This is a genomic window from Bradyrhizobium sp. 187 (assembly GCF_023101005.1).
GTDB lineage: Bacteria > Pseudomonadota > Alphaproteobacteria > Rhizobiales > Xanthobacteraceae > Bradyrhizobium > Bradyrhizobium canariense_D.
The window spans coordinates 161,484-172,475 of the sequence record NZ_CP064694.1 but is presented as its reverse complement, the minus strand read 5'-3'; the positions used below and the strand labels follow the sequence as shown (position 1 = coordinate 172,475).

4 protein-coding genes are annotated in these 10,992 nt (G+C 61.3%); 1 reads left to right on the top strand and 3 read right to left on the bottom strand.

Features of this window, described 5'->3' with window-relative positions; translation table 11 throughout:
• The first annotated feature begins 10 nt into the window (after nucleotides 1–10).
• Nucleotides 11–493: a GNAT family N-acetyltransferase gene (locus tag IVB19_RS37925; protein WP_247822217.1), complete on the top strand. Its 483-nt coding sequence runs from the start codon at nucleotides 11–13 to the stop codon at nucleotides 491–493.
• A 560-nt stretch (nucleotides 494–1,053) separates the two neighbouring features.
• Here IVB19_RS37925 and istB read toward each other — a convergent pair.
• From istB to IVB19_RS37910, 3 genes are all read right to left on the bottom strand, one after another.
• Complete coding sequence (gene istB, locus IVB19_RS37920; RefSeq protein WP_247822216.1) at nucleotides 1,054–1,914, bottom strand: IS21-like element helper ATPase IstB; 861 nt, start codon at nucleotides 1,912–1,914, stop codon at nucleotides 1,054–1,056.
• Nucleotides 1,914–3,053 carry an IS21 family transposase gene (gene istA, locus IVB19_RS37915; protein ID WP_247822215.1) on the bottom strand — a complete coding sequence of 380 codons (1,140 nt, stop codon included), beginning with the start codon at nucleotides 3,051–3,053 and terminating at the stop codon, nucleotides 1,914–1,916. Before istA ends, istB begins: the two co-directional genes overlap by 1 nt.
• A gap of 409 nt (nucleotides 3,054–3,462) precedes the next feature.
• Complete coding sequence (locus IVB19_RS37910) at nucleotides 3,463–10,983, bottom strand: non-ribosomal peptide synthetase (RefSeq protein WP_247822214.1); 7,521 nt, start codon at nucleotides 10,981–10,983, stop codon at nucleotides 3,463–3,465.
• Between the last annotated feature and the right edge of the window lie 9 nt (nucleotides 10,984–10,992).

Below are 10,992 nucleotides of genomic sequence, written 5' to 3'. Positions count from 1 at the left end.
GTAATAGTCGATGTCTCAAGACGAACTGATCCTTCGTCGGTTCGAGTCCGGGGATAGAGATGATGCATGGCATCTGCACAGAAGCGCATCGCAGGATATTGGTGTGTGTGGCCCGGAAGGGGCTTGGGAGGATGATTTACGCAATATCGGGGAAGTATACATCGCCTCGGGCGGTGACTTCGTAGTTGCGCATATTGGTCCCCGTTTCGCTGCCATGGGTGGGCTGAAACCTTTTGATGATGATGTCGCAGAACTAAAACGTATGCGGGTCGACCCCGTCTTTCAGCGACGAGGGTTTGGAAGGAGGGTTCTTCGTGAATTGGAGTCGCGAGCTGTTGCTCTCGGTTTCAAGTGGATAATGCTCGATACAACAACGATCCAAGTAGGGGCCCAAAGACTTTATGAGAGCGCTGGCTATGTTCGCCGCAGGGAAGGGATGCTGCACGGATATGCAGTGATCTTCTACGAGAAGCGGCTCATTTGGCCAGGATGACCCCCGCTGAGCAAATGAGGTTGTGAGACCGGATAATCCAGTGAAGCTCTACGGACGCGCAACGAGCACAACTTCAATCACTTGCCCCCTGACTAGCCCAAATGCCCAATCTCGCTCCTTGGGAATGACGTCGAATGCGCTCAGATAAAACCGTATCATCCGCGAGGACTTTCTCATTGAGTCTCGCGAGATCTGCCATCGGAATCGAATCGTGTCACTGTAGCTGACAAGGACGTGAAGGTTTCGCGACCGATAGGCCTCGAACGCACGCACAAACTCACGTCTGGCCGAGCCAGCGTTGCATTCAAAACGAAAGCTGATACGGTGCGCCAGCGGCGGATAGGCGAAGACGCTCTGGGGTGTCGTGGGCTCGCGACGTGAGCCTTGCCAGCCGGCATACAAATCCACCTCGATTCAACCGCAACATTCTGTTGCGTATGGAATCCAAAAGTCCGCTCTTGGCGCGGTGCTGGGTGGTGGATGCACGGGCGCGTCCAATTGTCAAACGCCATCCGGAACTGCCTCCTTTGCGTCATGAAGAACTGCCCCCACCCTCGGTTTCATGATGTCGTTTGATGGTTGTTTCCGCCGGTGACGGGACGGAGGGAGGCGGAGCCGACCGGAGGGCCGTCACCGGCGGTCGGCGTTTTGATGAGGCCGCTCCTGCGCTTGGCGCGGAGCCGGTAGCTGTCGCCGCGGATCGTCAGCACATGGCTGTGGTGCAGGAGCCGGTCGAGGATCGCGGTGGCGACCACGGGATCGGCGAACACTGTGCCCCATTCGGCAACGCTGCGGTTGGACGTGATCAGCATGGCGCCGGTTTCGTAGCGCCGGCTGACCAGTTGGAAGAACAGATGCGCCGCGTCAGGTTCAAGTGGCAAGTAGCCGAGCTCGTCGACGATGAGCAGCTTTGGCTTCGACAGCGCGAGCAGTTTCTCGTCCAGGCGTCGCTCGCCGTGGGCCTTGGCAAGACCTGCGACCAGCGTCGTCGCCGTGGTGAACTGCACCGTGTACCCGGCCAGGATAGCCTCTCGCCCCAGCGCGATCGACAAGTGCGTCTTGCCGACGCCGGGCGGCCCGAGCAGCAGCACATTCTCGCCGTTGGCGATCCAACGTGACGCGGCAAGATCGCGGATCTGCTTTGGATCAATCGAGGGCTGCGCCTCGAAGTCGAAGCCTGCGAGCTCCTTTACGGCCGGGAAGTGTGCAAGCTTCAGCGCCATCTCGATGCGACGATGATCCTTGCGCGCGATCTCACGTTCGCACAGCAAGATCAGCGTCTCACGCGCCGACAGGTTCGCGCGCGCCGCCTCGTCGAGCAGGCTGTCGAGCTGATCGCGGATCCCGGAGAGCTGCAATCGCGCCAGCATGGCATCTAGCGGATCAGTCGGTGCTTCGGTTGCCTTCTTTGCGCGCGTCATCAGAAGCTTCCCCCGATCACGGCTTCGTATTCGGCAAGCGGACGCAACAATGAATGCGGGGGAGACGAGTCCTGCACCGCCGCTGCAATCTCCGGGCGGCGGACCGCGCCATTGCGCCCGGCAACACCATCGAGATGGATCGGATCGACGATCCGCAGCCGGCGCCCCTTCGATTGCTCGTGAACCGCGACCTGGTGCACGCCATGGCGGATCCGCACCTCGCCCGCCGCGACGGTCACCGCGACCCGCTCACCAATAAGGCGCCACGGTACCGAGTAACTGTTGGTATCGATCTCGATGGCACAATCATTGCCGACGAGCCGGGTTAACTCGCGCAATGATCCGAACGAGGACCGCCTGCCGAGCGGTTTTAACCGGTGGGCCTCGTCTCGTGCGAAGCGGATGATCGGTGCTTCACCGGTCGTGCCGTGGATACGGACGTTCGCAACCTCTCGCTCCCACCTGGCGAGATGGGCCTCAAACGCTTCCCAACTTGCAAAGGAGTGACCTGCGATCGCGTTCTTCTTCACATAGCCGACGCCATTCTCCGTCTTGCCCTTTGTGCGTGCCCGATATGGTGCGCACGCGCGAGGACGGAAGCCCCAGTGCTTCGAGAAGGCAATCAGCCTGTCGTTGAACTGAACCGACCGGCTCACCGCGTCGTGGCGCACCACAAGTGCGCGTGGGTTATCCATCAGCACTTCCTCGGGTACACCGCTGAAGGTGGTGAATGTGCTCTCGAGCCCGGCAAACCAGTGTTCTTGCTTTTCAGCCCGGAACGCTCGCACGTGGAGCCGTCGCGAATGTCCGAGCGTCGCCACGAACACGAATGCCTTGACCTTCGTTCCGCCGATCTCGACCAGACGCTCCCCGAAGTCGATTTGCAGCTGGCGACCCGGAGGTGTCTCGAACCGCGTCGTCGCAAGCGCCTCCGCCTTCAGCGCCTGCCGATAAGGCTGCACCGCGCGCTGCAGCGTTCGCCGGCTGACTGTCACGCCTTTCTCATTCAATAGATCCTGGCGCACCACGTCCGCATTGCCACGATGGCGAATGAACCTCTCGCGCAGCCAGCCATCAAGGCCATGGAGCCGTTGCGGCCTCTCGGGCGACTTAAACGGCTTTACCCCGCCCGCCGCCACATAGTCAGGGGGCCGTTTTGATGATCCCCCCGGAAAAGGCGGTGCGATTCGAGATCATTCGGACGGCCGCCTAAGTCCACTTAAATCCCGTCGCGCGTCATCTTTGGCCGTCCGCCGCTAGCTTGCGCAGGTTTCCTCCATCGGACGCTCAGACCTGTCCCGGCCGGCCCTACCCGGCCGCTCCCCCCGTCAAAGTACGGGCGCAAATCGAGTTAGACGTGGAAAACGGCGCCGGGAGCATGCCCGGTCGGCGGCGGCGCGTGCAACATCGAGCGGAATCAGCAGCTCAGGTCGGTTACAGGCGAAATTCGTGCGAAGAGTGATCTTGCCCGCGACCTCGAAAGCCTGATCTCCTCCGGCACAGGGGCCCAGGACCCGATCCGGCTCGTGACTGAGTCCGCCACGGCTTTTATTCAATGGCGGACGAATGGAGAACAGCGTCGGCGAACAGGCGATTTGAGAGGTCGTCCGCGAGGACAACTACGTTTGGATACTTCAGAAGCGACCGATGGTCGCCAGGAAGAGGCGGCGCTTCAATGACGCTATCGAAGACAGCGCGCCATGAAGTTGCTGTGTTGGCGGAGTTCTGATTGTAAGAGACGCCGAGCGCCGAAACCTTCTTGGGTACGTAGAGTCTGCCCGCGCGAATATGGCGAACGAACACTTGGAAGATTTCCTCAAGCGCGGGTGCACCAATTTTCCATGCACCCGAGAGGGCGAGAGCAAGCGCTGCGAAGTCAGCTGGCCGAATTTCGGTCGTTGCACCGTGTTGAGGCGACAATCCACCCTCCTCCGCAAGGAATATAAGGAATTCAGACCATTCCTGGTCCATGGAGAGACTGAGAGGCGCTTCTAGGACCGACGGATAGGCACTATCGATCATAGCCACAAAATCGACCCTCACGTGTGCGGAAATAAGTACCCCAGCGACGGCGTGGGCGAGCACACCACCAAAAGACCATCCGGCGAGCGTACAAGCCATGTCCGGTAGCACTGGAAGAATGGCCCGAGCATAGACTTCAGCTATCTCGTCAATCGAACGCACCCTCGCGAGTTCGTGACCGAAGTTTAGGGCATGAATACCATAGATGTTTTGCGTAGGTGGCAACGCCCGCACGAGGTCATCATAGATGCTCAGGCCTCCGCCACGCGCGTGACAGAGGATAAGCGGCCGACTCTTGGCGACTCGAAGAGAAATGAGTTGGCCCGCAGATTTTCGACCGTCCTTTGATCGCGAGCGCACTTTCTCGGCGCACTGGTCGAGGCGGGGACTCGCGATATGCGCGGAAAGTTCGAGGGTAAGACCCCGCCGCCGGAGTTGCTCAAGCACTTGCAGTGCCAGCAGTGAGTGCCCGCCCAGTTCGAAGAAGTTGTCGTGCCGGCCGACACGTTCCAGGCCCAGAAGCTCGGCCCAGATCTGCGCCAGCGCGATCTCGATCTCGCCCCGCGGCGCCTCATAGGCTGCCCGCGCATACGCATCATCCTCTGGCGGGGGCAGCGCCTTGCGGTCCAGCTTGCCGTTCGGCGTCAACGGCAGCGCCGCAAGCCGCACAAACGCGCTCGGCACCATGTACTCGGGCAGCCGCGCACCAAGATGGGTGCGCAACGTGCCGGCAAGTTCAGTCCCCTCGGCTTCGCCGGCATGCTCCGCAGCCGTAACCACATAGGCGACCAGACGCTTCTCGCCGCTGCGATCCTCGCACGCAACCACCGCCGCGTCGCGCACCGACGCGTGCTCAACCAGCCGCGCCGCGATCTCGCCAGGCTCGATCCGGAAGCCGCGGATCTTCATCTGGTCGTCGATGCGGCCCAGAAACTCCAGATTGCCGTCCGGCAGGTACCGCGCGAGATCCCCGGTCCGGTACATCCGTGCGCCGACCTCACCACTGAACGGATCGGCCAAGAACCTCTCCGCCGTCAGTTCGGGCCGGTTCAGATAGCCACGCGCGACCCCCGCCCCGCCAATGTAGAGCTCTCCCACCGCTCCCAACGGAACGGGCGCGCCATGGCCATCGAGCAGATACACACGCGTGTTCGCAATCGGACGGCCGATGGGGAGCCGCTGCAATGTCTCATCAATCGCGGTAATCTCGCAGACTGTCGCAAAAGTCGTCGTCTCGGTCGGACCGTAGCAATGCAGGAGATGTTGCGGTCGGCTCTGGCTCAAAATCCGTGCGACTGCCGCCACATCAACCGCATCACCGCCAACCAATAGCAACCGCAAACTCACCGGCACCGGGCCCAAATCAGCAGCGCTCTGGTTGAACAACCCGGCCGTCAAATGCAGGACGCTAATGCGGTGCTGCTGAACCAGGCCGCGCAGCACCCCTGGTTGCAGCGCATCAGTGTATGGAATCACGATCAGGCTAGAGCCGTGTAGCAGCGGTGCCCAGACTTCCAGTGTACTGATATCAAACGCGGGGTTGCCCACCCACGCCACACGATCACTCGCATTGAACTGCGCATATCCGTTGTTGATGACCAGTCGGTTTACGGCACGATGAGGAACAACAACCCCCTTCGGAAGGCCGGTCGAGCCGGAGGTGTACATGACGTAGGCGGCAGCCTCGGCGGTCAATGCCAAGCCAGGATCGGTGCTAAGGCCTGCTCCAGTCATGAGCGGCTCAATAGGCAGAACAGGAATCGTCACCTCGACCAGATCATCATCACTGTTGGTGAGCACCAGGCGCGCAGCACAGTCGGCCATCATCCAGCTCTGTCGCGCTGGTGGAAGACTGCGATCGATCGGCACATAAACTCCGCCCGCCTTCAGGATCGCCAGCTGTGCCACCACCAGGACGACGGAGCGATCCAGCATTGTCGCAAGGCGATCCCCGGGCGTGACCCCGAGTGCGATCAGATGATGCGCCAGGCGGTTGGCCCGCGCATTGAGTTCGCCATAGCTCAAGCGTTCGTCCGCACAGACCACCGCCACCGCATCCGGCGTCTTGGCGACCTGCGCCTCGAACAGCTCATGGATGCACCGCTCTGACGGATACGACGCCGCCGTGCGGTTCAGTTCCTCCAGCAGGTACGCCCGCTCGTCAGCCCGGAGGATGTCCAGCTCTCGGACCGGCTTGTTGGGGGCATGCTCCAGCGCCTCAGCCAGTTGCTCAAGCGCCCGCTGCATGTAGCCGCAGACCCGGTCCGCAGATATGGGCGCCGCCACCTGCGCCGTCAGGCCGAGCGCCTCGCCAAAATCCTCCACCGACAAGGTCAGCGGATAGTTGGTGCGTTCTTCCGCACCCAACCATTCCACGCCGGATAGCACATCGTCCGGTCCGGAGCTTGGCGCTGGCGTGTTATGACGGTAGTTCAACAGTGCGCTGAACAGCGGCGCCGGCGCCGCAACGCTGCTGCAGCGTTGCGCCAAGGCCAGCGAGGCATGCTCGTGCGCCAGCAGCTCGGCCAGCCGGCGATGCGTGATCTGGACACTCGCCTCGACCCCGGTGCCATCCAGATCAAGCCGCAGCGGCAGGGTATTGATGAACAGGCCCATGCCGCGGTCGGCGCCGGCGCCTCCATGCATGCGGCCGAACAGCACCGTGCCGAACACCACCTGCTCACGCCCGCTGCTGCGCGCCACCACCTGCCCCCAGGCCAGATGGCACAGGCTCGCCAGGCTCACCCCGAGCCGCCGCGCCTGCACTCGCAGCCGCTCGTTGAGCTCGCGCGGCAGCATCCGCCGCGCCGCGCCGGCTCCACTGCCGTCGCCGCGCACCTCGCTCAGCCCAAACGGCAGCGTCGGCTCATCGATGTCTGCCAGCAGTCTCCGGAAGAACTGCTCATGCTCTTGCGCTCCAACTCCCAGTCGTGCCTGCGCCACCAGATTGCGGAACGGCTGTGGTGCTGCCAGCGCGTGATCGCGACCGCCGAGCACGGCCCGAACCTCGGCATGCATCACTTCCAGCGTGGAATGATCCCCGATCAGATGGTGCAGCAGCTCCAGGAGCAGCCAGCGCGCACTGCCGGGCTCGCGCGCAATCACAAACCGCAACAAGGGCGCCCGGCCAAGATCGATCCGGTGCTGACGCGGATCAAACTGTTGCCTGAGCTGCTCAGCACCATCAGATCCATCCAGCGCGACCTCGGTGACCTCGAGTGGTGTTCGCCGCCAAACCACCTGGGCCGGGCTCGACAGGCCCTCCCAGACAAACGACGTTCTTAAGATATCGTGCCGGTCCACCACCCGCTGGACCGCGGCAAGGTAGCGCTCCAACAGAGCCCGGTCGGCAAATGCCATCTGCGAGACCAGCAGGTATGGATCGCCTCGCCTCGCCAACAGATGATGGAACAGGATGCCGTCCTGCAGCGGCGACAGGGCATAAATGTCCTGGATGTTGCCGAGACCGCCAGGCACCGTGGCGACAATCCGGTCGATCTCCGGCTGCGCCAGCTCGATGAGCGGCAGCAGCTCTGGTGTAATCGCTGCACTCTGCTCCGTGATCAGGTTGGCGGGGATCGCCACCTCATGATGGCTGCCCAGGCTTGCGGCAAGATCGGCCAGCACCGGCTTGGCAAACAGGGTGCGCACCTCGACCCCAAGCGACAGCCGCCGCAAACGCTCCATCAGTTGAACCGCCAGCAGTGAGTGCCCGCCCAGCTCGAAGAAGTTGTCGTGCCGGCCGACACGTTCCAGGCCCAGAAGCTCGGCCCAGATCTGCGCCAGCGCGATCTCGATCTCGCCCCGCGGCGCCTCATAGGCTGCCCGCGCATACGCATCATCCTCTGGCGGGGGCAGCGCCTTGCGGTCCAGCTTGCCGTTCGGCGTCAACGGCAGCGCCGCAAGCCGCACAAACGCGCTCGGCACCATGTACTCGGGCAGCCGCGCACCAAGATGGGTGCGCAACGTGCCGGCAAGTTCAGTCCCCTCGGCTTCGCCGGCATGCTCCGCAGCCGTAACCACATAGGCGACCAGACGCTTCTCGCCGCTGCGATCCTCGCACGCAACCACCGCCGCGTCGCGCACCGACGCGTGCTCAACCAGCCGCGCCGCGATCTCGCCAGGCTCGATCCGGAAGCCGCGGATCTTCATCTGGTCGTCGATGCGGCCCAGAAACTCCAGATTGCCGTCCGGCAGGTACCGCGCGAGATCCCCGGTCCGGTACATCCGTGCGCCGACCTCACCACTGAACGGATCGGCCAAGAACCTCTCCGCCGTCAGTTCGGGCCGGTTCAGATAGCCACGCGCGACCCCCGCCCCGCCAATGTAGAGCTCTCCCACCGCTCCCAACGGAACGGGCGCGCCATGGCCATCGAGCAGATACACACGCGTGTTCGCAATCGGTCGGCCGATCGGGACAACTGACCTATTAAATCCAGCGGAATAATGCCAAGCAGCCGCGTCAATCGTCGCCTCAGTTGGTCCATAGAGATTGACAAGCGGCTGAGATGTCAATTGCAACCATCTGCTCGCTAATTCTTTTCTAAGAAGCTCTCCACCACAGAATGTGAAACGCAAAGAACCGATATACTTTTGCTCAACGTCGGTAAGCGCAAGCAATGCTGCAAGAAGCGACGGGACCAATTGCAGAACAGTGACACCATACTTATCCAGTAGCTCTAAAAGTTTTCGAACATCTAATTGCAGGTCGCGAGGAAGAAGAATTGAACGCGCCCCAATCGACAAGGCTGTCCATAGCTCCCATACGGCGGCATCAAACGCGGGGGAGGTTCGCTGCAAGAAAACGTCGTGGGTAGTGAAATGGAATTTATCCGCCTGCCAAATCGTGTGGTTGACCAAGCTTCGATGCTCGACCATGACGCCCTTTGGAGTGCCGGTAGATCCCGAGGTGTAGATCACATAGGCGAGATGGCGCGAGGTCAGGCCAAGCGCACGCGGGTCGGGATCCGAGGCCGGCAGCTTCGCCCAGGCCGATGTCGCCGTCTCGAGATCGACCACCGTCAGATCGGCCAGCGCATCGGCGCCCAGCGCGGATCGTCCCGCAGCATCGGCCAGCAACAGTTGCGGCTGCGCATCCTCAAGAACCTGCTTGAGCCGTGCGCACGGATAGGCCGGATCCAACGGCAGATAGGCGCCACCCGCCTTGAGGATTGCAAGCAGCCCCACCACCATCGCCACGCCGCGCTCAAGGCAGATCGCCACAGGCTGGTCCGGCTTCACCCCGAGCCCGATCAGATGATGCGCCAGCCGGTTCGCCCGCGCATTGAGCTCGCCATAGCTCAAGCGCTCGTCCTCATGGACCACCGCCACCGCGTCCGGCGCCTTGGCTACCTGTGCCTCGAACAGCTCGTGGATGCACCGATCCGACGGATAGGCCGTCGCCGTCCGGTTCAGCTCCTCTAGCAAGTACACCCGTTCGTCGAACGGCAACAGTCCAATCCGTTGCACCGGCCGATGCGCATCGGCAGCCACCTCAAACAAAAGGCTTTGCAGATGCTGCGTGATGCGGTCGATCTGGTCGGCCACCAAGCGACTTGCATCAAAGTGCAATCGAAAGCGCCCGTCTAGAGCACAAACCTCAAACGTCAATAAATCACCGGATAGGATTGCCTCTGAACTCAGGCTAACACCGGTAGCAGAACAGCTATTTGCCACAACCGTGATGCCAATCGGCCATGGTCTGCGCGATCGTAGCAGCTCAATACCCCCCAACGACGGACAACGTGCGATAAGATCCCGCGCAAAGCTATCGTACTCCCTCAGCTGAGCGCACTCGGCCGCCACCACTTTGCGCACCGCAGCAAAACCATGACCGAGGTCAATGGTAATTTCCATTGGCACGACAGAAGCGACAAGCGCGTCTATGATCTTCAACCCGGCTCGCGAACTTTTCGGTGCGGGAGTCCATCCCAACTGAAGCTCTGATTGGCCGGTGACGCGGGCGAGATAGATGAGCCACGCGCTTATCAGGTATTCCGCACGATCGGTCGGCGACAGCTCGGCCAAACCACTTGGAACGAACCACGAGCTCGACTGCCATTTGTAGCGAGCTCCAGCTTCTCGAGACGACAAAAAAGGAAACTGCAATGTCTTGAACCGCTCAAACCGCTGTCGCCAAAAACGCTCTTGAGGCGCCAACATTTCGTGGGCGACAGTTATGCTCCGCGCCTGATCATCGCTTAAAACTGGCAGACAATCCCCCACATCCAGATCGAAATCCCTCGCAAGCACACGCGCGTCCAACGCGTTACCATCCGCGCTGCCAAACGAGACATCAACATCCTCCGTATCTGTTGCCACACGCCAGTGGCTGGGGTGGATTTCGACTAACGTACCTGCCGGACAACCCGTGCGTCGAGCCGACACCTCCAAGCTCCTAACTACGACAACGTCGTCGCCTACCAGAGCCTTGGACAGACATAGCGGATTTGAATGATACGGCCCAAAGTCTAAGGCTCGCATCATCGCTGACAAATTTTCCGCAGCACGATTCCACCGCATGCAGCCTGCCGCATCTGGTGGTCGAGACCTCGGAAAATCGCTTCTCTCCACTACCGCCTGAGGACGAACACTGAGCTCTCCGTTCGCCAAGCCAGTTAAGAGCTCGCGGAAGCCCACGATGGCGGCTTGATCACATTTACGGTTGAGAGTTAGCGCAGTATCGTTGGGCGCGATCGATACCTGACGTTCAATCACCAGGTCATCGGTATTCACACCATGATCGATCCGATGCCAGCTAATTGCGTATTCGACCTCTTGCGCCAGCAGCGCCCAGGACGTGGCATGAGTTCCTGCATATCGTGGCAGCGGGCCGTCGTGGTAGTTGAAGGCGCCTTTGTGGACACGACGAAACACATCCGCTGGCAATTTGAATGGATTGCCGACAAGAAAAATCAACTCGACCGATTCGGCATTCAGTAAGGCGGAGAGCTCTTCAACACTCGCTGCGCGCAAGATATTGGCGCGTGCAGCCCAATCGCCGAATATGACATCGGCACACAGCACCCCTCGGATGACATGGCCCATCTCCATTGC

Coding starts and splice junctions, on each gene's coding strand:
- IVB19_RS37925 (WP_247822217.1), top strand. CDS start 11: ATGTCTCAAGACGAACTGATCCTTCGTCGGTTCGAGTCCGGGGATAGA.
- IVB19_RS37910 (WP_247822214.1), bottom strand. CDS start 10,983: ATGGGCCATGTCATCCGAGGGGTGCTGTGTGCCGATGTCATATTCGGC.
- istB (WP_247822216.1), bottom strand. CDS start 1,914: ATGACGCGCGCAAAGAAGGCAACCGAAGCACCGACTGATCCGCTAGAT.